This is a genomic window from Mycobacterium sp. SMC-19, from assembly GCF_045310815.1.
Classification (GTDB): Bacteria; Actinomycetota; Actinomycetes; order Mycobacteriales; family Mycobacteriaceae; genus Mycobacterium.
On record NZ_JBJIAM010000010.1, the window covers coordinates 94,156 to 120,976 of the forward strand.

A 26,821-nucleotide genomic window follows, 5' to 3' on the forward strand; every position below is an offset into this window, starting at 1 on the left:
CCGCGCGCTTTCTGCGCCGTGCGGTGCTCCCCGACGATCAGCGAGGTGGGGTCGCGGCTCCTTCGGCCGACCGCGACGCGGAGGCCGTTCACCTGAAGATCATCCGTTTGGATGATGTGCGCTGCGTTTGCACTTCGTTGACTGTTTCCTGAGACGTTCGGAGTCACCGGACGTTGGGGAGATGGGGGTGCGCCATGGTTGATCAGCGTCACGGCCGGGGCAACCGGCAGCGGGTGGTGGGGGCCACGAGCACGGTGGCAGCATTCCTGGCGTTCGGGACGATGCCGTTGAGTGCGGCGCCGGCGGCGCAGGCCGACTTCGGATTCGAGGATCTGTTCGATCCCGCAGCGTGGATTCAAGATGTGCCCGCGGACGTCGGCGGGTCGATAGAACCTTCGGCGTGGGCTGGGGTGCTGTCCGGGTTCGGTGAGGTATCGGCGGAACCGGCGGCAGCCGGAGACTGGAATGCGACGGCGTTCGTCGACCAGTGGATCTATGAGCCGTTGCACGCCGGTCTGCAGCAGTGGATCGCCAGCCCGTTCGGGACCCAGGTCGACGATTTCGTCAACCAGCTGTTCGGGCAGTACCTGATCGGTAACGGGGTCGACGGGACGCTGGAGAATCCCGACGGCGGGGCCGGCGGATTGTGGTTCGGCGACGGCGGAGCGGGTTTTGACGGCACCGGGCAGGGTGTGGCCGGTGGCGACGGCGGTGATGCGCTGGGCTGGTTCGGCAATGGTGGGGCCGGCGGTGCGGGTGCGGCTGGTTTGGCCGGTGGTGACGGCGGCTCCGGTGGCCTGGTGGCCGGTTCCGGAGGTGCGGGCGGTGACGGCGGGGCTGGGATCGCCGGCGGGGCTGGTGGTGCGGGCGGTGACGGCGGTGCCGCGCCCGGCTGGATGTTCGGCCTGGGCGGTGTCGGCGGGGCCGGTGGAGACGGTGGTGTCGGGCTGGCCGGCGCGGCGGGGCAGTGGGCGCTGGGCGGCGGTGTCGGCGGGGTCGGCGGGGTCGGCGGGGCCGGCGGCGCGGGCGGTCAGGGCGGCAACGCCGCGGGAATGTTTGCCAACGGCGGCGGGGGCGGTGCCGGTGGCAACAGCGGTGACGGTGGCCGTGGCGGCAGTGGGGCGATCGGTGACGCCGCCACCCGCGGCAGCGGCGGAAACGGCGGCGACGGCGGGAACGCCGGTAGCAGCGTCGGCGTCGGCGGCGCCGGCGGTACCGGCAGCCTGGTGGGCCAGCAGGGCGGTCGCGGCAGCGACGGAACTCTGGGCAACGGCGGTGACGGTGGCGAGGGCGGCGCGGGCGTCAGCGGTGCCTACATCCTGGCCGGCGACGGCGGCGACGGCGGTGCCGGCGGCAGCGGACTGGTCGGCGGCACCGGCGGCGCCGGGGGCGACGGTGGCGTCGGCGCCGGGTTGCGCGAAGAGCCGTTGGGGCTGGCCCAGTTCCTGGCCGCACAGACCGGTGGCAACGGCGGTACCGGTGGCACCGGAGGTCTGAGCATGCTGGCCGGCGGGGTGGCCGGCGGCGGCGGTGACGGCGGGGCCGGCGGTGACGGCGCCAGGTACATCGACGGGGTGCCGGGCGTCGGCGGCCCCGGGCAGGGCGGAGTCGGAGGCGCCGGTGGTGCGGGCGAGGCCGGCGGCACCGGCGGGCCCGGCTACGGCGGGGGTGGTGGCGGCGGTGGCGGTGGTGCCGCCATCTACAGCACCGGCGGAGGGAATGCCGGTGGTACCGCGATCGGCGGGAACGGCGCTGTGGGCGGTGCGGGGTCGGCCACCGCGGCCGGCGGCACCGGTGGACACGGTGGTTGGGCTCTGATTTCCGCTGACGGAGCCGGCAGTGTCGCCGGCGGCGCCTTGAGCGTTGCGACCGGAGGGGCGGGCGGTGCCGCCATCGGAAGCGGGGTCGGCGGCGCCGGCGGCGTGGCCGCCATGCTGGCCGACAGCGCGGGCACAGCCAGCGGTACGGTGACCGGCGGTAACGGCGGCGCGGGCAGTGACGGCGGCACCGGCGGCGACGGGGGCGTGGCCGCGAACGCGGCGTTGCTGACCACGGGCGGTACCACCACTGGTGACTCTGTCGGCGGCAACGGTGGCACCGCCACCGGCGTCGGCAGCATCGGCGGCAACGGGGGCGGGGGGACGGTCCAGGTCAGCCAAGCGCCCGGTTCCGCGACCGGCACCGGCACCGGCGGTAACGGCGGGGCCGCCAGCAACGGCGGCCACGGTGGGAACGGCGGCCTTGGCGGGGTGGCGACTTACTGCGACTGCTCTACCAGCGGTGACGGAAGCGGCGGCGACGGGGGCGCCGCAAACGGGGCCGGCAGCGTGGGTGGCGACGGCGGCGCCGGTGCGGTACAGGCACTCGGCACCGGCTCCGGCTATATCAGCAGTGGTACCGCGACCGGCGGTAACGGCGGGACTGGTAGCGGCGGAGCTCACGGTGGCGCCGGCGGAATCGGCAAGGTCGAGGGCGACGGGGCTAGCTTCTACACCATTACCGGCGGCAGTGCGACCGGCGGAAATGGTGGTGATTCAGGCGCCCCAGGCGTGGGCACCGCGGTTGGTGGCGCCGGCGGCGCCGGAGGTCTGGGCCAAGTCGAGATGGACACGGGGTCCAGCACTGACGCTGTCTCGCGCGGCGGTGACGGCGGTGTCGGCGGTGACGGCGGCGCGCCCGGTGCCAACGGAACCGGCGTCGGTGGCGTCGGAGGTGCCGGCGGCACCGGTGGTGAGGATGGCACCGGCGTGGGCGGCATCGGCGGCAACGGGGGTCGCGGCGGCAACGGCGGGTTCGACGGCAGCGTTGGTGCTGCCGGGTCGGCCGGCGCCAACAACCCCTGACCGCGCTCACGTCACGGCGGACATCCTGCTCGAATCTGTGCTGACAGCGGCCGCTGCTCGGGCATGCTGAGAGGCGCCACGCGCCAGCAGGCATGAACCTCGAGGGGGTCGACTCGATGCACGAGCCCGAAACCTACGACGTCGTCGTCCTCGGCGCCGGACCGGTCGGGGAGAACGTCGCCGACCGAGTCCGCGCCGCCGGGTTGAGTGTGGCGATCGTGGAACGCGAACTGGCCGGCGGTGAGTGTTCGTATTGGGCCTGCGTGCCCAGCAAGGCCCTGCTGCGGCCGGTGCTCGCCCTAGACGACGCCCGTCGGGTCGACGGCGCCCGCGAAGCCGTCAGCTCGCCGATCGACGCCGGCGCGGTCTTCGGGCGCCGCAATTACTACGTGGGGGACTGGGACGACTCGGGGCAGGCCGACTGGATCGAGGGGATCGGCGCGACGCTGGTACGCGGCCACGGCCGCCTGGACGGGCCACGACGGGTGGTCGTCGCTACTGACGGCGGCGACGTGATGCTGACCGCCCGGCACGCGGTCGTGGTCTGCACCGGAACCCGCGCGGCCCTGCCGGATCTGCCCGGCATGGCCGAAGCCCGCCCCTGGACCAATCGCGAAGCCACCGAGGCCGCGTCGGTGCCCGGCCGCCTCGCCGTGGTCGGGGCCGGCGGCGTGGGTGTCGAAATGGCCACCGCCTGGCAGGGATTGGGCTCGGCGGTGACCCTGCTGGTGCGCGGCTCGGGGTTGTTGCCACGCATGGAGCCGTTTGTGGGCGAATACGTCGCTCGCGGGCTGGCCGACGCGGGTGTCGATGTGCGCACGGGTGTCTCGGTCGCCAAGCTGGCGCGTGCGGGCGACGGTCCGGTGCGTTTGGAGCTGACCGACGGCAGTGAGCTCGAGGTCGACGAGGTGCTGTTCGCGACGGGGCGCACCCCGCTCACCGGTGACATCGGGCTGGAAACCGTGGGATTGACCCCCGGCGACTGGCTGGAGGTCGACGACACCCTGCGGGTGCGCGCCGTCGACGAGGGATGGCTGTACGCGTGCGGCGACGCCAATCACCGGGCGTTGCTGACCCATGAGGGCAAATATCAGGCGCGCGTGGCCGGCGCCGCCATCGGAGCCCGGGCCGCCGGGACACCGCTGGACACCGCGCCGTGGGGCGTGCACGCCGCCACCGCCGACCACCACGCGGTGCCGCAGGTCTTCTTCACCGACCCCGAAGCGGCCGCGGTCGGGCTCACCGCCCAGCAGGCCGAGCGGGCCGGCCACCGGGTGCAGGTGGTGGACGTGGAGATCGGTGACGCGGTGACGGGCGCCAAGCTGCATGCCGACGGCTACCGCGGGCGGGCACGCATGGTGGTCGACGCCGACGAATTGGTCCTGCTCGGTGTGGCGTTCGTCGGCCCCGGCGTGGCCGAATTGCTGCATTCGGCCACTATCGCCGTCGCCGGCCGGGTGCCGATCAGCCGGCTGTGGCATGCCGTGCCGTGCTTCCCGACGATCAGCGAGATCTGGCTGCGCCTGTTGGAGGCCTACCGCGATGCCGGGTCGATCTGACGGTCGGCTACCGTCAATCGCCGGGCGGCGACGGTGCGTAGTTGTACGCGACACGCCGCAGGTTGCGGGGCAAACACGCACGCTCGCGGGAGCAGATGTAATTAGTTTGCATCTACACGCATAGTCATGCAGAATCGTCCAGTGACCAAAGCGATCAAAGTGGCGGTGGCCGGTGCCAGCGGCTACGCCGGCGGGGAGATCCTGCGGCTGCTGCTCGGGCACCCCGCCTACGCCGACGGCCGGCTCAGCATCGGCGCGCTGACCGCCGCCGGCAACGCCGGCAGCACCCTGGGCGAACAACACCCGCATCTGGTGCCACTGGCCGACCGCGTCCTGGAACCGACCGAGGTCGACACCCTGTCCGGACACGACGTGGTGTTCCTCGGTCTGCCGCACGGACATTCGGCGGTACTGGCCGAACAGCTCGACGACGACACCCTGGTGGTCGACTGCGGAGCGGACTTCCGGCTGGGCGACCCGACCGACTGGGCACGCTTCTACGGCTCGGCGCACGCTGGCACCTGGCCCTACGGCCTGCCGGAGCTGCCCGGCGGCCGCGACAAACTCATCAACGCCCGGCGGATCGCGGTGCCGGGCTGCTACCCGACCGCGGCGCTGCTGGCGCTGTTCCCGGCCGTCGCCGCCGGACTGGTGGAACCCGACGTCACCGTGGTCGCCGTCAGCGGCACCTCCGGTGCCGGCAAGGCCGCCAAGGTCGACCTGCTGGGCTCGGAGGTCATCGGATCGGCGCGGGCCTACAACATCGGCGGCGCCCACCGGCACACCCCGGAGATCAGCCAAGGGCTGCGCGCGGTCACCCATCGCGACGTCAGCGTCGCATTCGTCCCGGTGCTGATCCCGACATCCCGGGGCATCCTGGCCACCTGCACCGCCAAGACCACCGCGTCGCTGTCCGAACTGCGGGCGGTCTACGAAAAGGCCTACCACGACGAGCCGTTCGTGCACCTGCTGCCCGAAGGCCAGCTGCCCAAGACCGGATCGGTGATAGGCAGCAACGCCGCCCACCTCGCGGTCGCCGTCGACGAGGACGCCTCGACGTTCATCGCGATCGCGGCGATCGACAACCTGGTCAAGGGCACCGGCGGCGCTGCTGTACAGGCGATGAACCTGGCGCTGGGCTGGCCGGAGACCGAAGGACTTTCCGTCGTAGGAGTGGCGCCGTGAGTGACAACGTTCGGCTGGTGCGCGAACAGGGCGTCACCGCACCCGGAGGCTTCCGGGCGGCCGGAATCGCTGCCGGCATCAAGGCTTCCGGAAATCCGGACCTGGCGCTGGTGTTCAACGAGGGCCCGGACTACGCCGCGGCCGGGGTGTTCACCAGCAACCAGGTCAAGGCCGCGCCGGTGCAGTGGAGCCGGCAGGTGCTCAAGGCCGGCCGGCTGCGGGCGGTGATCCTGAACTCCGGCGGTGCCAACGCCTGCACCGGCCCGGGCGGGTTCCAGGACACCCACACCACCGCCGAAGCGGTCGCGGCGGCACTGTCGGAGTGGGGCACCGAGACCGGGGCGGCCGAGGTGGCGGTCTGTTCCACCGGTCTGATCGGTGACCGGCTGCCGATGGACAAACTGCTGACCGGTGTCACCGATGTGGTGCAGGCCATGGCCGGCGGCCTGGTCGGCGGAGACGAAGCCGCCCGCGCCATCATGACCACCGACACGGTCCCCAAACAGGTTGCGCTGCACCATAAGGGTGACTGGACCGTGGGCGGCATGGCCAAGGGTGCCGGCATGCTGGCGCCGTCGCTGGCCACCATGCTGGTGGTGCTGACCACCGACGCCAAGGCCGACGCGGCGGCGCTGGACAGCGCCCTGCGCCGGGCCACCGCGGTGACGTTCGACCGGCTCGACATCGACGGCAGCTGCTCCACCAACGACACGGTGCTGCTGCTGTCGTCGGGAGCCAGCGAGATCACACCCAGCCAGGACGAGCTCGACGCCGCGGTGTTGGCGGTCTGCGACGACCTGTGCGCCCAGCTGCAGGCCGACGCCGAGGGCGTTACCAAGCGGGTGTCGATCACCGTCAGCGGCGCAGGCAGCGACGCCGACGCCCTGATCGCCGCGCGGATCGTGGCCCGCGACAGCCTGGTCAAGACCGCGCTGTTCGGCTCGGACCCCAACTGGGGCCGGGTGCTGGCCGCCGTGGGGATGGTGCCGTTCACCATCGACCCGGACCGGATCACGGTGTCGTTCAACGGCTCCCCGGTGTTCTCCGGCGGCACGCCGATGCCCGGTGCCCGGGAAGTCGACCTGTCCGGAGCAGACATCCACGTGACGGTGGAACTCAACCTCGGCAGCGGGCAGGCCATGGTGCGGACCACCGACCTGTCGCACGCCTACGTCGAAGAGAACTCGGCGTACAGCTCATGACCGAACTCACCACCGCCGTCAAAGCGCAGGTATTGGCCGAAGCCTTGCCGTGGCTCAAGCAGCTGCACTCCAAGATCGTCGTCGTCAAATACGGCGGCAACGCCATGACCGACGACACCCTCAAGCACGCGTTCGCCGCCGACATGGCCTTCCTGCGCAACTGTGGCATCCACCCGGTGGTGGTGCACGGCGGTGGGCCGCAGATCAGCGCCATGCTGAAGAAGCTCGGCATCGAAGGTGACTTCAAGGGCGGATTCCGGGTCACCACACCCGAAGTGCTCGACGTGGCGCGCATGGTGCTGTTCGGCCAGGTCGGTCGCGAACTCGTCGGCCTGATCAACGCCCACGGCCCGTATGCGGTAGGCATCACCGGAGAGGACGCCGCGCTGTTCACCGCGGTGCGGCGCAGCGTGAACGTCGACGGGGTCGCCACCGACATCGGGCTGGTGGGCGACGTCGACCAGGTCAACACCGCCGCGGTGCTGGACCTGATTGCCGCAGGCCGGATTCCGGTGGTCTCCACCCTGGCGCCCGACCCCGACGGGGTGGTGCACAACATCAACGCCGACACCGCCGCGGCCGCCCTGGCCGAAGCGCTGCAGGCGGAGAAGCTGTTGATGCTCACCGACGTCGACGGCCTCTACACCGACTGGCCCAACCGCGATTCGCTGGTCAGTGAGATCGACACCGCGACCCTGGAGCAACTGCTGCCGAGCCTGGAATCCGGCATGATCCCCAAAGTCGAAGCCTGCCTGCGCGCCGTCCGCGGTGGGGTTCCCAGCGCCCACATCATCGACGGCCGCGTCGAACATTGCGTGCTGGTCGAGCTTTTCACTCACGCCGGCACCGGAACCAAGGTGGTAAACCCGTGACACTCCAAGACCGCTGGCAAGCGGTGATGATGAACAACTACGGCACCCCGCCGCTGGCACTGGTCAGCGGCGAGGGCGCGGTGCTGACCGACGAGGCCGGTAAGAGCTACGTCGATCTGCTCGGCGGCATCGCGGTCAACGTGCTCGGCCATCGCCACCCGGCGGTGATCGAGGCAGTCACCACCCAGCTGAACACGTTGGGCCACACCTCCAACCTGTATGCGACCGAGCCGGGCATCGCGTTGGCCGAGGGCCTGGTCGACCATCTCGGCGCGCCGGCGCGGGTGTTCTTCTGCAACTCGGGGACCGAGGCCAACGAGGTCGCGTTCAAGATGACCCGACTAACCGGCAAGACCAAGATCGTTGCCGCCCAAGGGGCCTTCCACGGCCGGACCATGGGGTCGCTGGCGCTGACCGGACAGCCCGACAAGCAGGCGCCGTTCGAGCCGCTGCCCGGCGAGATCACCCACGTGCCCTACGGCGACACCAAGGCACTGGCCGCGGCGGTCGATTCGGCCACCGCCGCGGTGTTCCTGGAGCCGATCATGGGGGAGGGCGGCGTCGTCACCCCGCCGGCCGGCTACCTGGCCGAGGCCCGCGGCATCACCGCCGCCCACGGCGCCCTGCTGGTGCTCGACGAAGTGCAGACCGGGATCGGGCGCACCGGCGCCTTTTACGCCCACCAGCACGACGGCATCACCCCGGACATCATCACGCTGGCCAAGGGCCTGGGCGGCGGGCTGCCGATCGGCGCCTGCCTGGCGGTCGGTGCGGCCGGTGACCTGTTGACCCCGGGCTTGCACGGCAGCACCTTCGGCGGCAACCCGGTGTGCACCGCGGCCGCGCTGGCGGTGCTGCGGGCGCTGGCCGACGGCGACCTGATCGCCCGGGCCGCCACGTTGGGCAAGACGCTGAGCCACGGCATCGAGGAACTGGGCCATCCGCTGGTCGACCACGTCCGGGGCAAGGGCCTGCTGCAGGGGGTGGTGCTCACCGAGCCCAAGGCCAAGGCCGTCGAACTGGCCGCCCGCGAGGCCGGTTTCCTGGTCAACGCCGCCGCGGCGGGCGTGGTCCGGTTGGCGCCGCCGCTGATCGTCACCGAAGAGCAGATCGGCAGCTTCATCACCACCCTGCCGGGCATCCTCGACACCGCCCAGGAGGCTGCGTCATGATCCGCCACTTCCTGCGCGACGACGACGTCACCCCGGCCGAGCAGGCCGAGATCCTTTCGCTGGCAGCCGAACTCAAAGCCGAACCGTTCAGCCGCCGGCCGCTGGAGGGCCCGCGGGGTGTCGCGGTGATCTTCGACAAGAACTCCACCCGCACCCGGTTCTCCTTCGAGATGGGCATCGCCCAACTCGGCGGGCACGCCGTCGTCGTCGACGGCCGGTCCACCCAGCTGGGCCGCGACGAGACCTTGGAAGACACCGGGCAGGTGCTGTCTCGCTATGTCGACGCCATCGTGTGGCGCACGTTCGCCCAGAACCGGCTGACCGCGATGGCCTCCACGGCCACGGTCCCGATCGTCAACGCGCTCTCCGATGAGTTCCACCCCTGCCAGGTGATGGCCGACCTGCAGACCATCGCCGAACGCAAGGGTGCGCTCAAGGGGCTCAAGCTGACCTATCTCGGCGACGGCGCCAACAACATGGCGCACTCGCTGATGCTCGGCGGGGTGACCGCCGGGGTGCACGTCACCGTCGCCGCCCCGGAGGGCTTCACCCCCGACCCTGCCGTCGTTGCGGCCGCCAAGCAGCGCGGCGCCGACACCGGCGCCTCGGTCACGCTCACCACCGATGCGGCCAGGGCCGCCGCCGGCGCCGACGTCCTGGTCACCGACACCTGGACCTCGATGGGCCAGGAGGACGACGGCCTGGACCGGGTGGCGCCGTTTCGGCCGTTCCAGATCAACGACGAACTCGTCGGCCTCGCGGATTCGGAAGTCACGGTGCTGCACTGCCTTCCGGCGCACCGCGGCGACGAGATCACCGACTCGGTGATCGACGGGCCGCGCAGCGCGGTGTGGGACGAAGCCGAGAACCGGTTGCACGCGCAGAAGGCGCTGTTGGTGTGGTTGCTGGAACGGTCACGATGAGCCGAGCCGACAGCACCGTCACCCGGGTGGGCCGCCAGGCCCGCATCGTCGAGGTGCTGTCCTCTGCTGCGGTGCGCAGCCAGACCGAGCTGGCCAGCATCCTGGCCGCCGACGGCATCGAGGTCACCCAGGCCACCCTGTCGCGCGATCTCGAAGAGCTGGGTGCGGTGAAACTGCGCGGTGTCGACGGGGGAGCCGGGGTGTACGTGGTGCCCGAAGATGGCAGCCCGGTGCGCGCCGTCTCCGGCGGCACCGACCGGTTATGCCGGCTGCTGGGGGAGCTGCTGGTGTCCACCGACGCCACCGGAAATCTGGCCGTGCTGCGCACCCCGCCCGGAGCGGCGGACTACCTGGCCAGCGCCATAGATCGGGCCGCGCTACCGTACGTCGTCGGCACCATCGCCGGGGATGACACCATCTTCGTGGCGGCCCGCGAGCCGATGACCGGCGCCGAGCTCGCCGCCACCCTCAACGACCTGCAGTAACACCCACAAGCGCACAGCAACACAAAGCAAGGAGAACTCGAATGTCCGAACGCGTCATCCTGGCGTATTCCGGCGGCCTGGACACTTCGGTGGCGATCAGCTGGATCGGCAAGGAGACCGGCCGCGAAGTGGTCGCCGTCGCCATCGACCTCGGCCAGGGCGGCGAGGACATGGAAGTGGTGCGCCAGCGGGCCCTGGACTGCGGTGCGGTGGAGGCCGTCGTGGTCGACGCCCGCAACGAGTTCGCCGACGAGTACTGCCTGCCGACCATCAAGGCCAACGCGCTCTACATGGACCGCTACCCGCTGGTCTCGGCCATCAGCCGGCCGCTGATCGTCAAGCACCTGGTGGATGCCGCGCGTAGCCACGGCGGCACCATCGTCGCGCACGGCTGCACCGGCAAGGGCAACGACCAGGTTCGCTTCGAGGTCGGCTTCGCCTCGCTGGCGCCCGAACTGAACGTCATCGCCCCGGTCCGCGACTACGCCTGGACCCGGGAGAAGGCCATCGCGTTCGCCGAGGAGAACGCCATCCCGATCAACGTCACCAAGCGCTCGCCGTTCTCGGTCGACCAGAACGTGTGGGGCCGTGCGGTGGAGACCGGGTTCCTCGAAGACCTGTGGAACGCCCCGACCAAGGACGTCTACGACTACACCGAGGACCCGACGGTCAACTTCAACGCCCCCGACGAGCTGATCATCAGCTTCGACAAGGGCCGCCCGGTGGCGATCGACGGTCGCCCGCTCAGCGTGCTGGAGATCATCCAGGAGCTCAACGCCCGTGCCGGTGCGCAGGGCGTGGGACGGCTCGACGTGGTCGAGGACCGGCTGGTGGGCATCAAGAGCCGCGAGATCTACGAGGCGCCCGGTGCGATGGTGCTGATCACCGCGCACACCGAGCTCGAGCACGTCACCCTGGAACGCGAGCTGGGCCGCTACAAGCGCGGCGTGGACCGCAAGTGGGGCGAGCTCACCTACGACGGCCTGTGGTTCAGCCCGCTCAAGCGCTCGCTGGAGGTGTTCGTCGAGGACACCCAGCAGCACGTCTCCGGTGACATCCGCCTGGTGCTACACGGCGGCAGCATCATCATCAACGGCCGGCGCAGCGCGGAGTCGCTGTACGACTTCAACCTGGCCACCTACGACGAGGGCGACACCTTCGACCAGACCGCGGCGCGCGGCTTCGTCCAGATCCACGGGTTGAGCTCGAAGATCTCCGCCCGCCGGGACCTGGGCTCGTGACGCTCGCGGCGTCACCCCACCGCGAGTGTGAATCTCACGACGCGACACGCCGGTGCGGCGTCGTGGAATTCACACTCGGCGGGGGTGAGCGGTGAGCACCAACGAGGGATCGCTGTGGGGCGGACGGTTCGCCGAAGGACCGTCCGACGCGCTGGCGGCGCTGAGCAAATCCACCCACTTCGACTGGGTGCTGGCGCCCTACGACGTGGCCGCGTCCAAGGCGCACGCGAAGGTGCTCTACGGCGCCGGGCTGCTCACCGACGACCAGCGTGACGGCCTGCTGGCCGGCCTGGACAGCCTCGGCGAAGACGTCGCCGACGGCAGCTTCGGGCCGCTGGTCACCGATGAGGACGTGCACGGCGCGCTGGAACGTGGCCTGATCGACCGGGTCGGGCCCGATCTGGGCGGCCGGCTGCGCGCCGGACGCTCGCGAAACGATCAGGTGGCCACGCTGTTTCGGATGTGGCTGCGTGACGCGGTGCGCCGGGTGGCCGCCGGGGTGCTCGATGTGGTCGAGGCGCTGGCCCACCAGGCGGGCGCCCACCCGAGTGCGATCATGCCCGGCAAGACGCACCTGCAGTCGGCGCAGCCGGTGCTGTTGGCCCACCACCTGCTGGCGCACGCCCACCCGCTGTTGCGCGACGTGGACCGGATCATCGACTTCGACGCCCGCGCCGCGGTCTCGCCGTACGGGTCGGGTGCACTGGCCGGCTCGTCGCTGGGCCTGAACCCGGACGCCATCGCCGCCGAACTCGGCTTCGCCGCCGCCGCGGACAACTCGATCGACGCCACCGCCGCCCGCGACTTCGCCGCTGAGGCCGCGTTCGTGTTCGCGATGATCGCCGTCGACCTGTCCCGGCTGGCCGAAGACATCATCTTGTGGAGTTCAACGGAATTCGGCTACGCCGTGCTGCACGACTCCTGGTCGACCGGCAGCTCGATCATGCCGCAGAAGAAGAACCCCGACATCGCCGAGCTGGCCCGCGGGAAGTCCGGCCGGTTGATCGGCAACCTGACCGGCCTGCTGGCGACGCTCAAGGCTCAGCCGCTGGCCTACAACCGGGACCTGCAGGAGGACAAGGAGCCGGTGTTCGACTCGGCGGCGCAGCTGGAGCTGCTGTTGCCCGCAATGGCCGGCCTGGTCGGCACCCTGCGGTTCGACACCGAGCGGATGGCCGCGCTGGCGCCGGCCGGCTACACCCTGGCCACCGATATCGCCGAATGGCTGGTGCGCCAAGGAGTTCCGTTCCGCATCGCCCACGAGGCGGCCGGTGCGGCGGTGAAGGCCGCCGAGCAACGCGGCGTCGGCCTGGACGAGCTGACTGACGCCGAGCTGGCGGCCATCGGCCCGGACCTCACCCCGCAGGTGCGTGAGGTGCTGACGGTCGAGGGGTCGGTGGCATCCCGTGACGCCCGCGGCGGAACCGCGCCGGTGCGGGTGGCCGAGCAGCTGGACGCGATCCGCGAAGCCGTCAGCCAGGCGCGCCGTCGAACCGCCGGAGATCAGCGGTAGTACGACGCCAGGTTGTGGGCCAGTTCGTCGAACAAGTCCTGGTTCAGTCCGAACGCGAACCTGACCTCATCGACCACGCGAGCGATTTCGTCGGGCTCCAGCCCGAGGTCGTCGAGGCGGGCGCGGTAGGCGTCCTTGTACGGCTTGGCGCGCACCGGGAACTCATAGAACGACAGGCCGGCACCGCCGAGCTCGAACGTGCGGTCCAATACGCGTCCGATCGCCTGCCCGCCGGAGAGGTCCCCCAGGTAGCGCGTGTAGTGGTGGGCCAGCAAGGCGCTGGTCGAGGCGCCGGCGATCCGGTCGCAGTACGCCTGGGCGGCAGGCGAATCGACCTCCGCGACGGGCCCGCCGGCCCAGAACTCCAGGTCGGCCTCGATCGCTGCCAGCCGTTCGAGCGCAGGGTCGTACACCGATGCGACCAGTGCGTCTTCGCGGTTCGCCCGCATCGCGGCCTCCAGCGCGGCGTAGACCATCCGCAACCGCAACAGGTAGTCGACGTAGCCCTGTTCGTTGACCTTGCCGCCCATCAGTTCTGACACAAACGGCGAGGCCTCGGCGGCGTCGTGCGCCGCTTGCGATCCCTCCCGCATGGCGGTGGACAACGATCGGACGGCATCGGGGTCAACCGGGGCCTTCAGCGGCATGCTGTGATCCGTTCCCTTCTTCGCGGGTGCTCTCGGTGGTCCAGCTTCCCGGCATCATCGGGGTGGTGGCCCCGTTGCCGAATGCGTCTTCCGCCAGCGTAGTGAGTCCGGCCGGGTCCGCCAGCCCAGACCGCGCCGCAGCGCCGGTCGATCCGAGCGCGACGCTGCCCGACGCGCTGACCCGGGTCTGTTGTTCCGGGTGCGGCGCAGCGGGCGCCTCGTCGTCGGCGGTGAGGAATTCGTAACGGTAGCCGCGTTCCTTGACGCCAGCTCCGCGGCGTCTGCGCGTCCTGGACTTTCTGCCGGACGCCGCCACCGCCGCGGCGCCTGCGGCTTCACTCGCGCTCCTGGGACGACGTGAGGCTTCCGCGGCCCGCTGCTGCATGGGCGGGCCGAAGCCCACGCCGGGGCCGCCGCCGGCAACCGCGTAATACAGCGGCGGGGCGCCGGTAGCCGGAGGCGGATTCGGTACCGGCGCTGCCGGTGCGGGGGCCGTGCTGGCGGGCGCCGGAGCAGGAGCGGGAGGGCTGGACAGCGCGGACGCCGGGGGAGTCGGAACCGCGACCGCGGCCGGCAGATTCTGCGGCGTGACCACGGGCGGTACCTCCGCGGCGGGCACCTGGGCCAGATTGGCGAGCCCGGACAATCCCAATGCGATCGGGATCGCCGACGACGCTGCTGCCGGCCCCATGATCGCGGCGTAGATCGGCGTTCCCAAGACGGCGAAGGTTGCCGCGTAGGCGAACAGGTAGAACAACGGCATCCAGGTGGCAACGGCCGCCGCGGGGTCGGCCGCAAAATCCGTGATGACCTGAACCAGGGTGCCGAGCGGATCGGCGAGTACCTGTTTGAGCATGCGGTACATGCTGCTGAAGTGCTCGGACCACGACAGCCATTCCTCGATGGGGTCGGTGAAGGCGGCGGACCCCGCCTCACCGACGCCCGGCTCGAGGACAGGCGGCGCCGGCGCCGTCTGTGGTGTTGATGCCACTGTCACCGCGGAGACAGCCTGGTAGATGCTCATGGTGGAGGCGGCCTGCAGCCACATCCGGATGTAGTCCGCCTCGGTGACCGCGATCGGGATCGCGTTGATACCGAAGAAGTTCGTCGCCACCAACATGCCCAGCGTCGCGCGGTTGGCGGCCAGTTCGGCGACGGTCGGCATGGCGGCCAGCGCCGCGGTATAGGAGCCGGCCGCGGTCTGGAGCTGGGCGGCCGCGCTGGCGCTGTTCGCCCCGGCCTGCATCAGCCAGGCCAGGTACGGCGCGTGCGCGGCGAGGTAGCGCGCCGCGGCTTGCCCCTCCCACGCGCCGGCCTGCACGGTACCCAAGATTGTCGTGAGTTCGGCTGCAGCCGTGGTGTATTCGCTGCTCAGTGCCGCCCAAGCATCGGCAGCGGCCAGCAGTGTTCCGGCGCCCACCCCGCTGCTGAGCAGGGTGGAGTGCACCTCGGGGGGCAAGGCCATCCAGATGGGTGTGGTCATGGTCCCTGGTTCACTCCATGCCGGTACGGCCGGGAGTCCAGAACGGTTTGGTGCGGATGCGGCGTCTATCCCAGCCGCGTTCGGTGATCAGAATCTTTCGCAGGGTTTGGATGGTGCGGGCCTCACCGGCGAGGTAGGCGATGCCGGGGTGGTCGGGAAGGTCGAGGTTGCGCAGGGCGTCGGCGAGAACGGGGGAGTTCGCCGCCGAGGAGTCACCGCGCTCGAGGCGGGTCACGGGCCGCGGGAGCGGAAGGTGATCGGCTTCGGTCGCCGCCTCGATGACGCCGTACACCTTCGCGTCGGGCTGCAGCGATCGCAGCATCGCGGCGAAGGCGACCGATGCCGTCTCATCGCCGGCGAACACGTGGTAGGCAGCGTCCTGGCGTACGACGAAGTTGCCCTGCGGCCGGGTGAAATCGACGTGGTCCCCGAGCGACGCGGCGGTCGCCCACCGCCGGGCCGGCGTCACGGCGTCCCGGTCGTAACCGTGGTGGCACATCACGATGTCGAGCGTTCCGGCGCCGGGATCCGCGTCGTAGATGGAATAGGTGCGCAGGGCGTCGTGGGGATGCAGCCGCAGCACCGAATCGAGCAGACCGGCGACCTGCAGGCGGACATGCTGACCCGGCGTCCAGGTCAGGCCTCGCAGTCGTGGACCGGTGAACCGGATGCGGCGCATGGTCGGTGTCAGCTGTTCGATCTCGCCGACGGTTGCGGACAGCAGCAGCGCCTCGCGCAGGGTGCTGACGAGGGGTAACGAGTCGAGGAGGGGTGCCACGGGGTCTCCAGTGAGTCGATTTAAATTAGGCATGCCTTACCTAAGCCGCGACAGTAGCAGATCCGGCGCTGCGCTAGCGTGAATGGATCAACGGCAGCCGAAACATCTCGACCGCGGGGCGCCTGGTGACGGCGATCGCGCTCTGCGGGCTGCTGGCACAGTGCACCGGTGGCGCACCGCCGGAACCCACCCCGGCGCCGGCGGCATCCTCGCCCCGCAATGCCGCGCCCGAGCCGGCCAGCGTCGCAGCCGTCACGGCCGCCGAGCTCGGCCCGACCTGGCACCGCGACTGCCCGGTCACCCCCGCGCAGCTGCGGCGCGTCACGCTGACCTATCTCGGCTTCGACGACCGGCCGCACCGCGGTGAGTTGATCGTGAACCAGGAGTTGGTTCCGCAGGTCATCGCCGTATTCGACCGGCTCTACCGGCTGGAGTTCCCGATCGAGCGGATGCAACCGGTGGCCCACTATCGGGGCGGCGACGACGAGCTGTCGATGGAGGACAACAACACCTCGGCGTTCAACTGCCGGCGCATCCCGGGCTCGGGCAACTGGGCGCTACACGCCTACGGCCGTGCCATCGACGTCAACCCGCTGCTGAATCCGTCGGTCGACCACGGCAAGTTCGAGCCGCGCAACGCCGGGGTCTACCTGGATCGCCGTCGGATCGAGCCGGGCCTGCTGCATGCCGGTGACGCCGCGGTCCGCGCCTTCACCGACGCCGGGTGGCGCTGGGGCGGCAACTGGAAGTCGCCGGTGGACTACCAGCACTTTGAGCGGCGCTGACGCGACGAAAGCCACACCTGTCGCCGAAAACGGCTATTCGGGGTTAGTCAAGGAGCTCCGAGAGTTCCAACCAACGGCCCTCCTGCTCGGCCACCTCGGCCTCCAGCGCCCTCAGCTCCCGGGTGAGCCCGGCCAGGCCCACATGATCGGACTGGTCGAAGTCGGCCAGCTCATGATGCTTGGCCTCGATCTGCTCGGCCAGCCGCGCCAGCCGGCGATCGACGGCGGCCAGATCCTTCTGTGCCGCACGCAGTTCCGCTCCCGACAGCGGTCCCGGCCCCTCGGCGGCCGCAGCTGCGGGCCGCGACGCCGGCGCCCGACGCGCGTCGGCGGCCAGCTGCAGATATTCGTCGACACCGCCCGGCAGGTGCCGCAGCTGCCCATCGAGAATCGCGTATTGATTGTCGGTGACCCGCTCCAGCAGATACCGGTCGTGGGAGACCACGATCAAGGTGCCCGGCCAGGAGTCCAGCAGGTCCTCGGTGGCGGTCAGCATGTCGGTGTCGACGTCGTTGGTGGGCTCGTCGAGCACCAGCACGTTCGGTTCGGCGAGCAGGGTCAGCATCAACTGCAATCGCCGCTGCTGGCCGCCGGAGAGTTCGCCCACCCGCGCCGACAGCTGAGCGCTGCCGAACCCGAGTCGCTCCAACAGCTGGGCGGGCGTCATCTCCTTGCCGTCGACCTGGTAGTCGTTGCGCAGCCGGCCCAGCACGTCGGCCACCCGGTCTTCGGCCAGCGTCGCCAGCTCCGCCGACTGCTGGTCCAACATGCCCAGTCGCACCGTCTTGCCGCGTTTAACCCGGCCGCTGTCGGGCACCACCGTGCCGGCGATCAGACCGAGCAGAGTGGATTTCCCGGCACCGTTGGCGCCGACGATTCCGGTGCGCTCGCCGGGGCCGATCCGCCATTCCACGTCGCGCAGCACCGGCTTGCCGTCGAACGAGACCGACACATCGAGCAGGTCGATGACGTCCTTGCCCAGCCGCGCGGTCGCCAGCTTCATCAGCTCGACGTCGTTGCGCAGCGGCGGGACGTCGGCGATCAGCGCATTGGCCGCCTCGATGCGGAACTTCGGTTTGGAGGTGCGGGCCGGCGCTCCCCGGCGCAGCCAGGCCAGCTCTTTGCGCAACAGGTTCTGGCGCCTGGCCTCACTGGCCGCGGCCATCCGGTCGCGCTCCACCCGCTGCAGCACATAAGCCGCGTAGCCGCCCTGGAACGGCTCCACGATCCGGTCGTGCACCTCCCAGGTGGTGGTGGCCACCTCGTCGAGGAACCACCGGTCGTGGGTGACCACCAGCAGGCCGCCGGAACTGCGGGCCCAGCGCTGCTGAAGGTGCCGCGCCAGCCAGGTGATGCCCTCCACGTCGAGGTGGTTGGTCGGCTCGTCGAGGCAGATCACGTCCCATTCGCCGATCAGCAAGGCCGCCAATTGCACTCGTCGGCGCTGACCTCCCGACAGCCCGGAGATGGTTGCGTCCCAGGCGATGTCGGAGACCAGGCCGTCGACCACGTCACGGATTCGCGGGCTGGACGCCCATTCATGGTCGGCCTGATCACCGACCAGCGACGTCCCCAGCGTGCTGTCGGGGTCGAGGGTGTCGGCCTGGTCCAGCAGCCCGACCCGCAAACCGCTGCGCCGGGTGACGCGGCCCGAATCCGGGGTCGCGGCGCCGGCCAGCAGTCGCAGCAGCGACGATTTGCCGTCGCCGTTGCGGCCGACGATCCCGATCCGGGCGCCGTCGTTGACCCCGAGCGTGACTGAGTCCAACACCACACCGGTGGCGTACCGCAGGTGAAGAGCCTCGGCTCCGAGCAGGTGTGCCACCGCTGGAACGGTACTGCCTGCCCCTTGGCGAATGGTGAACCAGCCGGACGTATGGCCCTGATGTGCCAGAATGTGCACGTCATTCCGGGATCGTGCGCGAAGTAGGGGAGCAGCGGTGGATCTGAACTTGTCGGCCATCACCCGGCCGGTCGAGTGGCTGATGGCCACCGCACAGAACGGCCTGGAGGTGCTGCGCTGGGGCGGCCTGGAGACCGGGACCGTGCCGTCACCGTTCCAGATCGTCGAGAGCACCCCGATGTACAAGCTGCGGCGGTACTTCCCGCCGGACAGCCGGCCGGGACAGCCGCAGCCCGGACCGCCGGTGCTGCTGGTGCACCCGATGATGATGTCGGCAAACATGTGGGACGTCACCCTCGATGAGGGCGCGGTCGGCATCCTGCACGACGCCGGGGTGGATCCGTGGGTGATCGACTTCGGCTCGCCGGACCAGATCGAAGGCGGCATGCGCCGCAACCTGGCCGACCACATCGTCGGCCTGAGCCAGGCCATCGACACCGTCGCCGAGACCACCGGACGCGACGTGCACCTGGCCGGCTACTCCCAGGGCGGAATGTTCGCCTATCAGACCGGGGCATACCGGCATTCGAAGAACATCGCCAGCATCATCGCGTTCGGTTCGCCGGTGGACACCCTGGCCGCACTGCCGATGGGACTACCGCCCAACCTGGCCTCCGGCGTGGCCGGTTTCATGGCCGACCACGTCTTCAACCGGCTGGACATCTCGGGATGGCAGGCCCGCCTGGGCTTCCAGATGATGGACCCGCTCAAGACGGCGAAGGCCCGGATGGATTTCCTGCGCCAGCTGCACGACCGGGAGGCCCTGCTGCCCCGTGAGGCGCAGCGGCGCTTCCTGGAGTCCGAGGGCTGGATCGCCTGGTCGGGTCCGGCGATCTCCGAGCTGCTCAAGCAGTTCATCGCCCACAACCGGATGATGACCGGTGGTTTCGCCATCAACGGGCAACTGGTCACGCTCACCGACATCACCTGCCCGGTGCTGGCATTCGTCGGCGAGGTCGATGACATCGGGCAGCCGGCGGCGGTGCGGGGGATCCGCCGTGCCGCACCCGATGCCAAGGTCTTCGAGTATCTGCTGCGGGCAGGCCATTTCGGTCTTGTGGTGGGTTCCAAGGCCGCCGAACTGACCTGGCCGACGGTGGCGCGCTGGGTGCTGTGGCAGTCCGGGATGGGCCCGCAGCCGCCGGGGGTGGCGCTGATGTCCGCGCAGCCATCCGAAGGCGCCAAGCGTGGCGTCGCGATGACATCGCGGATCGCGCACGGACTGGGCGAGGCCTCCGAGGTCGCGCTGACGCTGGCGCGCGGCGCCGCGGACGCCATGGTGGCGGCGCAGAAGTCGGTGCGCACCATGGCCGTTGAGACCGCGCGCACCCTGCCCCGGCTGGCCCGACTCGGACAGATCAACGACCACACCCGAATCTCGCTGGGCCGCATCATCGATGAACAGGCCGCGGACTCACCCGATGGCGAGTTCCTGCTGTTCGACGGGCGAGTGCACACCTACGAGGCGGTCAACAAGCGCATCGACAACGTCGTCCGCGGCCTGATCGACGTCGGAGTGCGCCAAGGCGTCCACGTCGGTGTGGCGATGGCCACCCGGCCCAGTGCCCTGGTCGCGATCGCCGCGTTGTCCCGGCTGGGTGCGGTGGCCGTGCTGATGCCGACCGACGGGGATATGCTGCCCGCGGCCGGCCTGGGCGGCATCTCCGACATCATCGTCGACCCGGAGACTCTCGAGCTGGTCGGCGCGGCCGCCCGCGAATTGGACTGCCAGGTGCTGGTTCTCGGCGGTGGTGAAGCCCGCGACCTGGATCTGCCGACCGACATCGACGTCATCGACATGGAACAGATCGATCCGGACGCCGTGGAACTGCCCGGCTGGTATCGGCCGAATCCGGGTTTCGCCCGCGATCTGGCGTTCGTGGCCTTCGGCAATGCGGCCGGCGAGCTGGTGGCCAAGCAGATCACCAACTTCCGCTGGGCGCTCTCGGCGTTCGGCACGGCGTCGACAGCGGCCCTGGGCCCCAACGACACGGTGTACTGCCTCACGCCGCTGCACCACGAGTCCGGACTGTTGGTCAGCCTCGGTGGTGCCGTGGTCGGTGGGGCCCGTATCGCATTGTCGCGTGGCCTGAACCCGGACCGGTTCGTCTCCGAGGTCCGTCAGTACGGCGTCAGCGTGGTGTCCTACACCTGGGCGATGCTCGGTGAGGTCATCGACGACCCGAACTTCGTCCTGCAGGGCAACCACCCGGTCCGGCTCTTCATCGGTTCCGGTATGCCCGTTGGCCTCTGGAACCGGGTCACCGAGGTGTTCGCGCCGGCTCATGTCGTCGAGTTCTTCGCCACCAAGGACGGTCAGGCCGTGCTGGCCAACGTCTCCGGCGCCAAGGTCGGCAGCAAGGGCCGCCCGCTGCCCGGCGCGGTGGATGTGGAACTGGCCGCCTACGACACCGATCACGACCTGATCCTGGAAGACGACCGGGGGTTCGTGCGGGTCGCCGAGACCGATGAAGTCGGTGTGCTGCTGGCCAAACCGCGGGGACCGATCGACCCGTCCGCCTCGGTCAAGCGGGGTGTGTTCGCGCCGGCCGACACGTGGATCTCCACGGAGTTCTTGTTCCGGCGCGACGCCGACGGCGACTACTGGCTGGTGGGCGGGCGCGCATCCAGCATCCGCACCGCCCGGGGGATCGCGTTCCCGGTGGTGATCACCGATGCCCTCGGCGCGGTCACCGGCGTCGACCTGGCGGTGACCTATCGGGTGCCGACCGAGGGGGCCGACCTGGTGGTGTCGGCGGTGACGGTGCAACCGGGCGCTTCGGTCACCGCCGCCGACCTCAGCGAGGCGGTGGCCGCTCTGCCGTCCGGCGTCGGTCCCGATGTCATCCATCTGGTGCCGAATCTGTCGCTGAGCACGGTGTACCGCCCGGTGGTGGGGGCGCTGCGTGAGGCCGGGCTGCCCAAGGCCGGACGCAACGCCTGGTACTTCGATGCCACCACCCGGCAGTTCAAAAGGCTGACGGCCGCGGTGCGTGCCGAACTGGCCGGTGGCCGCCCGTGATCGCCCAAGAGCTGTTGGACATCCTGGTCTGCCCGGCCGACCGCGGCCCACTGCTGCTGGTACAGCGTTCCGGTGGCTCCGGTGCGCTGTACAACCCGCGCCTGCATCGCGCCTACCGCATCGACGACGACATCCCGGTGCTGCTGATCGACGAGGCCGAATCCGTCGGCGACGACGAGCATGCCCTGCTCATCGCCCAAGCGGGCCCGGCAGATCCCCAGTGAGATAACGCTGCAGGGTCGGGGCGATCATCGCCACGACCTCCGCGGCCGGTAGCGAGGCGATGGGCTCCAGCCCGATGATGTAGCGGGCGACGACCACGCCCATCAACTGGCTGGCGGCGAACTCGGCACGCAGCACACCGGATCCGGCCGGTTCGTCGATCCGCGGCGCGAGTTCGGCGATCACGATGTCCCGGAAGAACGACCGGGCCAGTGGCACCTCGGTTCCGGTGAGCATCGACCGCATCGCTGCGATCAGCCCGGTTCCGGCCTGCGAATCCCACAGTGGCAGAAGCAGTTCGGGCAGTGTGCGCCCGAGTTGCTCCACGGGCATCTCGCGCAGCGGCCCCAGCACCGTCATCGGATCAATCGGCAGCTCGACCGCAGCGGCGAACAGCTGCTGTTTGGTGCCGTAGTAGTGGTGCACCAGCGCTGCGTCGACGCCCGCATCGGCGGCCACCGCCCGGATAGAGGTGTTCGCGAAACCATTGCGGGCGAACAGTTCCCGGGCTGCGGCCAGGATCCGGTCCCGGGTGTCGGAGGCCCCCGACGGGCGGCCCGGCTTACGGCTGTGCGGCTCGGTGGCCATCACGGCGTCCGTCGCCGTAGCGTGACCGCGGCCAGTCCCAGTGCCGCGACCGCGAATGCCAACACGATGACGATGTCGCGCACCGCGACGCCGGTCAGCTCGGGGTGGGTGCCCACCTGCTGCAAGGCATCGAGCGCGTAGCTGGCCGGCATGGCGTTGCTCACCCACTGCAGCCAATCGGGCATCGCCGCGCGCGGCACGATGATCCCGGCCAGCAACAGCTGCGGCACCATAACCAGCGGAATGAACTGCACGGCCTGGAACTCCGTCCGGGCGAACGCGCTGCACAGCAGGCCCAAGCCGACACCGAGCACCGCGTTGATGATCGCGATCCCGAACACCCACGCCGGGCTGCCCACGGTGTCGAAACCCAACAGCCCGAACGCCACCACGCACGCCAGGCTGGCCTGGGCGGCCGCCGCGATCGAGAACGCCGTTCCGTAGGCGGCAAGCAGGTCCATCCGGCGAAGCGGCGTGGTCAGAATGCGCTCCAGGGTTCCCGACGCGCGTTCGCGCTGCATGGTGATCGCGGTGATGACGAACATCAGGAACAGCGGGAACAGGCCGAGCAGGATCAGGCAGGCTGCGTTGAACGGCGACGGCGTGCCCGGCGGGTGTGCGGCGCCCGAGAACATGAAATACATCAGCGTGATGACCAGGCTGGGCACCAACAGGATCATCGCGACGCTGCGCCGGTCACCGGCGAGCTGCCGCAGGATTCGCTGGGTGGTGGCCGTGAACGGCCGCAACTGCAGGAACCCGGTCACCCGGCTCGGGGCGCGGTGGTGCGCCGGATGATGGACAGGAACGCTTCCTCCATCGATCGACATCCGGTCTCCTCTCGCAGTCGGTTCGGGGTGGTGCGCGCCAGCAGCCAGCCTTCGCGCATCAGCAGCAGATCGCCGCAGTGGTCGGCCTCGTCCATCACATGACTGGACACCAGCAACGTGGTGCCGCGCCGGGCCAGCGCGGCGAACTGCTGCCAGAGCTCGGCGCGCAGCACCGGGTCCAGGCCGATCGTCGGCTCGTCGAGCACCAGCAGGTCCGGCTGGCCGACCAATGCGCAGGCCAGCGAGACCCGGGCGCGCTGCCCACCGGAGAGGTTGGCGCAGTAATCGCCGTGATGCTTCTGCAGATCCACCGCCTCGATCGCGTCGTCCGCGTCGCGGGCGTCGACCCCGGCCAGGGCGGCGAAGTACCGCACGTTGTCGATCACCCGCAGGTCGTCGTAGATGGTGGCCTGTTGCGGCATGTAGCCGACCCGGCGGCGAAGCACGGGGGAGCCGGCCGGGCTGCCCAGCACCTCGACCCGGCCGTCGGTGATGAGCTGGGTCCCCACGACGCAGCGCATCAGCGTGGTCTTTCCGCAGCCAGACGGCCCGAGCAGGCCGGTGATGGTGCCCGGGGCGATCCGCACCGAGAGGTCGTGCAGCACCGGCCGCTTACCGCGTACCACCCGCAGGTGATCGATCGCGACGGCCGGACCCGAACCGCAGAATTCATCACGCGATGAAATCATCATGCGATGAATAATCGGCCCGGCGCGACGCCGTGTCAAGAGCCGCCGGTGGGTCAAGGCAGAATCTCCGAGCGTGAGTGCTGGCCGGCTTGCCGTGGACCCGATCACGGCTGCCCAGCGGTTGCTCGGCGCCACCCTCACCTGCCGCGGGGTTGACGCGACGATCGTCGAAGTGGAGGCCTACGGCGGAGTCCCGGACGGCCCGTGGCCGGACCCGGCGGCACATTCCTACCGTGGTCCCACCGTCCGCAACACGGTGATGTTCGGCCCGCCCGGGCACCTGTACACCTACCGCAGCTATGGCATGCACATCTGCGCCAACGTGGTCTGCGGTCCGGACGGGACGGCCGCCGCGGTGCTGCTGCGGGCAGCGGTGGTCGACCGGGGCGAGCCGCTGGCCCGAGCCCGCCGCGGTGTGGCGGTGCCCGACGTGGCGCTGGCGCGGGGCCCGGGAAATCTCTGCTCGGCGCTCGGAATCACTATGGAAGACAACGGAATCGACTTGTTCGACCCGGGCAGTCCGGTCCGGCTGCGGTTCGGCGGGCCGGTCACGGCACAGGCCGGACCGCGGGTCGGAGTCAGCCAGGCGGCCGACCGACCGTGGCGGCTGTGGGCGCCCGGAACGTCCGAGGTTTCGGCGTACCGACGCAGCCCGCGGGCACCGGCGCCGGGCGCCTCGGACTGATCCGGGAAAATCGACCCATGCCGACGACGATTCTCGACGAGCTGAACTGGCGCGGACTCATCGCCCAGTCCACTGACCTGGATGCACTGACCGCTGCGGTGCAGGGCGGGCCGATCACGGTTTACGCCGGATTCGACCCGACGGCGCCCAGCCTGCACGCCGGGAACCTGGTGCCGCTGCTGGCGCTGCGCCGATTCCAGCGGGCCGGGCACCGGCCCATCGTGCTGGCCGGCGGGGCCACCGGGCTGATCGGCGACCCCCGGGACAGCGGCGAGCGCACCCTGAACAACGCCGACACGGTGGCCGAGTGGTCCGAGCGGATCCGCGGGCAACTGGAGCGCTTCGTCGACTTCGACGACGGCCCGACCGGTGCGGTGGTGGTGAACAACCTGGATTGGACCGCGCCGCTGTCGGCGGTGGAATTCCTGCGTGACGTGGGCAAACACTTCTCCGTCAACGTGATGCTGGACCGCGACACCATCCGGCGCCGACTCGATGAGGGCATCTCCTACACCGAGTTCAGCTACATGCTCCTGCAGGCCAACGACTACGTGCAGCTGCAGCAGCGCTACGGCTGTTCGCTGCAGCTCGGCGGCTCGGATCAGTGGGGCAACATCATCGCCGGGGTGCGGCTGGTGCGCCAGAAACTGGGCGCGACCGTGCATGCGTTGACCGTGCCGCTGGTCACCGCCGCCGACGGCACCAAATTCGGCAAGTCCACCGGCGGCGGCAGTTTGTGGCTGGACCCGGAGATGACCAGCCCTTACGCCTGGTACCAGTACTTTTTCAACACCGCCGACGCCGACGTGATCCGTTACCTGCGCTGGTTCACCTTCCTGTCGGCCGAGGAGCTGGCCACGTTGGAAGAGGCGACCGCGGAGCGCCCGCATGAGCGCGCCGCCCAACGCACCCTGGCCCGGGAATTCACCACCCTGGTGCACGGGGAAGCGGCGACCGAGGCGGTGGAGTTGGCCAGCCAGGCGCTGTTCGGCCGGGGCGAGCTGACCCGATTGGACGAATCCACCCTGACGGCGGCACTGCAGGAGACCTCGGTGGCGCAGCTGGAGCCCGGCGCCGCAGACGGAATTGTCGACCTTTTGGTCGCCACCGGTCTGTCGGCAAGTCGGGGCGCGGCCCGGCGCACTATCGGCGAGGGCGGCGTCTCGGTGAACAACGTTCGCGTCGACAGCGAGGAATGGACACCGCAGCCCGAGAATTTCCTGCATGGCCGGTGGTTGGTGTTGCGCCGCGGTAAGCGCAACGTGGCGGGTATTGAGAGGGTCTAGTGAGGGTCTGGCGGCCGGACCGTCGACACAGGTTGATCTTGAAATATCGGCCTGACCAGCGGATTTGACTCTAAGATTCCCCTCGCGTAACTTAATCCACGTCGCAGGGAGCGCCGGAAACGGAAGCCCCAGAGACACCCCGGAGAGATTCGAGAGAATCACGACGGATTCTGACTGTCCGCATGGCCTGCAAGCGGTTAAACACCGCGGGTAGGTTGCGCGCTCAGTCGGGCGTGTTGTTTGAGAACTCAATAGTGTGTTTGGTGGTTTTTGTTTGTTGTTGTTTTTGCCATGCCTTTGGCGCCCCGTGTTGGGGGTGTGGCGTTTTTTTGATGTCAGTTTTTGACTGATGTTTTGGGATTGTTTCCAAATGGTTTTTGTTTGGAGAGTTTGATCCTGGCTCAGGACGAACGCTGGCGGCGTGCTTAACACATGCAAGTCGAACGGAAAGGCCCTTTCGGGGGTACTCGAGTGGCGAACGGGTGAGTAACACGTGGGTGATCTGCCCTGCACTTTGGGATAAGCCTGGGAAACTGGGTCTAATACCGAATAGGACCACGCGCTTCATGGTGTGTGGTGGAAAGCTTTTGCGGTGTGGGATGGGCCCGCGGCCTATCAGCTTGTTGGTGGGGTAATGGCCTACCAAGGCGACGACGGGTAGCCGGCCTGAGAGGGTGTCCGGCCACACTGGGACTGAGATACGGCCCAGACTCCTACGGGAGGCAGCAGTGGGGAATATTGCACAATGGGCGCAAGCCTGATGCAGCGACGCCGCGTGGGGGATGACGGCCTTCGGGTTGTAAACCTCTTTCAGTATCGGCGAAGCTCCAAGATTCTTCTTGGGGTGACGGTAGGTACAGAAGAAGCACCGGCCAACTACGTGCCAGCAGCCGCGGTAATACGTAGGG

The 26,821-nt window shown here is 69.7% G+C and carries 22 protein-coding genes and 1 rRNA gene; 16 read left to right on the forward strand and 7 right to left on the reverse strand.

From position 1 onward, the window contains the following. Positions 1–194: 194 nt before the first annotated feature. The 10 genes from ACJH5R_RS19800 to argH all read left to right on the forward strand — a co-directional run bounded on the left by ACJH5R_RS19800 (position 195) and on the right by argH (position 12,995). Positions 195–2,843 carry a PGRS repeat-containing protein gene (locus ACJH5R_RS19800; RefSeq protein ID WP_406782643.1) on the forward strand — a complete coding sequence of 883 codons (2,649 nt, stop codon included), beginning with the start codon at positions 195–197 and terminating at the stop codon, positions 2,841–2,843. Between the two features lie 92 nt (positions 2,844–2,935). After that, positions 2,936–4,402, forward strand: coding sequence for a dihydrolipoyl dehydrogenase family protein (locus ACJH5R_RS19805; protein ID WP_406782644.1), 1,467 nt, complete (start codon positions 2,936–2,938; stop codon positions 4,400–4,402). A 126-nt stretch (positions 4,403–4,528) separates the two neighbouring features. After that, positions 4,529–5,587: an N-acetyl-gamma-glutamyl-phosphate reductase gene (gene argC, locus ACJH5R_RS19810; RefSeq protein WP_406782645.1), complete on the forward strand. Its 1,059-nt coding sequence runs from the start codon at positions 4,529–4,531 to the stop codon at positions 5,585–5,587. After that, positions 5,584–6,789: a bifunctional glutamate N-acetyltransferase/amino-acid acetyltransferase ArgJ gene (gene argJ / locus ACJH5R_RS19815; protein ID WP_406782646.1), complete on the forward strand. Its 1,206-nt coding sequence runs from the start codon at positions 5,584–5,586 to the stop codon at positions 6,787–6,789. The genes argC and argJ overlap by 4 nt, the downstream gene beginning before the upstream one ends. Next, on the forward strand, positions 6,786–7,661 hold the full coding sequence (gene argB / locus ACJH5R_RS19820; protein WP_406759938.1) for an acetylglutamate kinase: 876 nt from the start codon (positions 6,786–6,788) through the stop codon (positions 7,659–7,661). Before argJ ends, argB begins: the two co-directional genes overlap by 4 nt. Next, a complete protein-coding gene (locus ACJH5R_RS19825; protein WP_406782647.1) occupies positions 7,658–8,833 on the forward strand; it encodes an acetylornithine transaminase in 1,176 nt (391 codons plus the stop codon). Before argB ends, ACJH5R_RS19825 begins: the two co-directional genes overlap by 4 nt. After that, positions 8,830–9,756: an ornithine carbamoyltransferase gene (argF, locus tag ACJH5R_RS19830; protein WP_406782648.1), complete on the forward strand. Its 927-nt coding sequence runs from the start codon at positions 8,830–8,832 to the stop codon at positions 9,754–9,756. Before ACJH5R_RS19825 ends, argF begins: the two co-directional genes overlap by 4 nt. Then, a complete protein-coding gene (locus ACJH5R_RS19835; RefSeq protein WP_406782667.1) occupies positions 9,753–10,241 on the forward strand; it encodes an arginine repressor in 489 nt (162 codons plus the stop codon). The genes argF and ACJH5R_RS19835 overlap by 4 nt, the downstream gene beginning before the upstream one ends. 41 nt (positions 10,242–10,282) lie before the next feature. Continuing rightward, positions 10,283–11,482 carry an argininosuccinate synthase gene (locus tag ACJH5R_RS19840; RefSeq protein WP_406782649.1) on the forward strand — a complete coding sequence of 400 codons (1,200 nt, stop codon included), beginning with the start codon at positions 10,283–10,285 and terminating at the stop codon, positions 11,480–11,482. A 91-nt stretch (positions 11,483–11,573) separates the two neighbouring features. Beyond that, the gene (gene argH / locus ACJH5R_RS19845; RefSeq protein WP_406782650.1) at positions 11,574–12,995 is read left to right on the forward strand and encodes an argininosuccinate lyase; all 1,422 of its coding nucleotides are present in this window, start codon (positions 11,574–11,576) and stop codon (positions 12,993–12,995) included. On the opposite strand, the gene ACJH5R_RS19850 is transcribed toward argH, so the two are convergent. The 3 genes from ACJH5R_RS19850 to ACJH5R_RS19860 are packed head-to-tail and all read right to left on the reverse strand — an operon-like array spanning position 12,986 to position 15,903. Further along, the gene (locus tag ACJH5R_RS19850) at positions 12,986–13,642 is read right to left on the reverse strand and encodes a heme oxygenase (biliverdin-producing) (RefSeq protein ID WP_406782651.1); all 657 of its coding nucleotides are present in this window, start codon (positions 13,640–13,642) and stop codon (positions 12,986–12,988) included. The genes argH and ACJH5R_RS19850 overlap by 10 nt on opposite strands. Further along, positions 13,620–15,125, reverse strand: coding sequence for a PPE family protein (locus ACJH5R_RS19855; RefSeq protein ID WP_406782652.1), 1,506 nt, complete (start codon positions 15,123–15,125; stop codon positions 13,620–13,622). Before ACJH5R_RS19855 ends, ACJH5R_RS19850 begins: the two co-directional genes overlap by 23 nt. A gap of 10 nt (positions 15,126–15,135) precedes the next feature. Then, a complete protein-coding gene (locus tag ACJH5R_RS19860; protein WP_406782653.1) occupies positions 15,136–15,903 on the reverse strand; it encodes a siderophore-interacting protein in 768 nt (255 codons plus the stop codon). Between the two features lie 125 nt (positions 15,904–16,028). Between ACJH5R_RS19860 and ACJH5R_RS19865 the strand changes: the two genes are divergently transcribed. After that, positions 16,029–16,688 carry a M15 family metallopeptidase gene (locus ACJH5R_RS19865; RefSeq protein WP_406759945.1) on the forward strand — a complete coding sequence of 220 codons (660 nt, stop codon included), beginning with the start codon at positions 16,029–16,031 and terminating at the stop codon, positions 16,686–16,688. A gap of 43 nt (positions 16,689–16,731) precedes the next feature. Here the strand turns inward: ACJH5R_RS19865 and ACJH5R_RS19870 are convergent, their stop codons facing one another. Then, complete coding sequence (locus ACJH5R_RS19870; protein ID WP_406782654.1) at positions 16,732–18,513, reverse strand: ABC-F family ATP-binding cassette domain-containing protein; 1,782 nt, start codon at positions 18,511–18,513, stop codon at positions 16,732–16,734. A gap of 115 nt (positions 18,514–18,628) precedes the next feature. On the opposite strand from ACJH5R_RS19870, the gene ACJH5R_RS19875 reads away from it, so the two are divergent. After that, positions 18,629–21,613: an acyl-CoA synthetase gene (locus ACJH5R_RS19875; protein ID WP_406782655.1), complete on the forward strand. Its 2,985-nt coding sequence runs from the start codon at positions 18,629–18,631 to the stop codon at positions 21,611–21,613. Then, a complete protein-coding gene (locus ACJH5R_RS19880) occupies positions 21,610–21,837 on the forward strand; it encodes a Trm112 family protein (protein ID WP_406782656.1) in 228 nt (75 codons plus the stop codon). The genes ACJH5R_RS19875 and ACJH5R_RS19880 overlap by 4 nt, the downstream gene beginning before the upstream one ends. On the opposite strand, the gene ACJH5R_RS19885 is transcribed toward ACJH5R_RS19880, so the two are convergent. The 3 genes from ACJH5R_RS19885 to ACJH5R_RS19895 are packed head-to-tail and all read right to left on the reverse strand — an operon-like array spanning position 21,803 to position 23,945. Further along, the gene (locus ACJH5R_RS19885) at positions 21,803–22,426 is read right to left on the reverse strand and encodes a TetR family transcriptional regulator (RefSeq protein WP_406782657.1); all 624 of its coding nucleotides are present in this window, start codon (positions 22,424–22,426) and stop codon (positions 21,803–21,805) included. The two genes, ACJH5R_RS19880 and ACJH5R_RS19885, sit on opposite strands and share 35 nt — an antisense overlap. Then, entirely contained in the window at positions 22,423–23,253 is an 831-nt protein-coding gene (locus ACJH5R_RS19890; RefSeq protein ID WP_406782658.1) for an ABC transporter permease, read from the reverse strand. The genes ACJH5R_RS19885 and ACJH5R_RS19890 overlap by 4 nt, the downstream gene beginning before the upstream one ends. Continuing rightward, positions 23,187–23,945, reverse strand: coding sequence for an ABC transporter ATP-binding protein (locus ACJH5R_RS19895; protein ID WP_406782659.1), 759 nt, complete (start codon positions 23,943–23,945; stop codon positions 23,187–23,189). Before ACJH5R_RS19895 ends, ACJH5R_RS19890 begins: the two co-directional genes overlap by 67 nt. 70 nt (positions 23,946–24,015) lie before the next feature. On the opposite strand from ACJH5R_RS19895, the gene ACJH5R_RS19900 reads away from it, so the two are divergent. The 3 genes from ACJH5R_RS19900 to ACJH5R_RS19910 form a co-directional block, all read left to right on the forward strand. Next, positions 24,016–24,627, forward strand: a complete 612-nt coding sequence (locus tag ACJH5R_RS19900; RefSeq protein ID WP_406782660.1) for a DNA-3-methyladenine glycosylase — start codon at positions 24,016–24,018, stop codon at positions 24,625–24,627. 17 nt (positions 24,628–24,644) lie between these two features. Continuing rightward, positions 24,645–25,913, forward strand: a complete 1,269-nt coding sequence (tyrS, locus tag ACJH5R_RS19905) for a tyrosine--tRNA ligase (protein ID WP_406782661.1) — start codon at positions 24,645–24,647, stop codon at positions 25,911–25,913. Between the two features lie 378 nt (positions 25,914–26,291). Then, positions 26,292–26,821 (forward strand): 16S ribosomal RNA (locus ACJH5R_RS19910); the annotation flags it as partial.

Bases quoted from the DNA above. Each gene is read 5' to 3' on its own strand.
- ACJH5R_RS19855 (WP_406782652.1), bottom strand. From the start codon at position 15,125: ATGACCACACCCATCTGGATGGCCTTGCCCCCCGAGGTGCACTCCACC.
- argC (WP_406782645.1), top strand. From the start codon at position 4,529: ATGCAGAATCGTCCAGTGACCAAAGCGATCAAAGTGGCGGTGGCCGGT.
- ACJH5R_RS19890 (WP_406782658.1), bottom strand. From the start codon at position 23,253: ATGTCGATCGATGGAGGAAGCGTTCCTGTCCATCATCCGGCGCACCAC.
- argF (WP_406782648.1), top strand. From the start codon at position 8,830: ATGATCCGCCACTTCCTGCGCGACGACGACGTCACCCCGGCCGAGCAG.
- ACJH5R_RS19850 (WP_406782651.1), bottom strand. From the start codon at position 13,642: ATGCCGCTGAAGGCCCCGGTTGACCCCGATGCCGTCCGATCGTTGTCC.
- ACJH5R_RS19835 (WP_406782667.1), top strand. From the start codon at position 9,753: ATGAGCCGAGCCGACAGCACCGTCACCCGGGTGGGCCGCCAGGCCCGC.
- tyrS (WP_406782661.1), top strand. From the start codon at position 24,645: ATGCCGACGACGATTCTCGACGAGCTGAACTGGCGCGGACTCATCGCC.
- ACJH5R_RS19805 (WP_406782644.1), top strand. From the start codon at position 2,936: ATGAACCTCGAGGGGGTCGACTCGATGCACGAGCCCGAAACCTACGAC.
- ACJH5R_RS19895 (WP_406782659.1), bottom strand. From the start codon at position 23,945: ATGATGATTTCATCGCGTGATGAATTCTGCGGTTCGGGTCCGGCCGTC.
- ACJH5R_RS19840 (WP_406782649.1), top strand. From the start codon at position 10,283: ATGTCCGAACGCGTCATCCTGGCGTATTCCGGCGGCCTGGACACTTCG.
- argB (WP_406759938.1), top strand. From the start codon at position 6,786: ATGACCGAACTCACCACCGCCGTCAAAGCGCAGGTATTGGCCGAAGCC.
- ACJH5R_RS19800 (WP_406782643.1), top strand. From the start codon at position 195: ATGGTTGATCAGCGTCACGGCCGGGGCAACCGGCAGCGGGTGGTGGGG.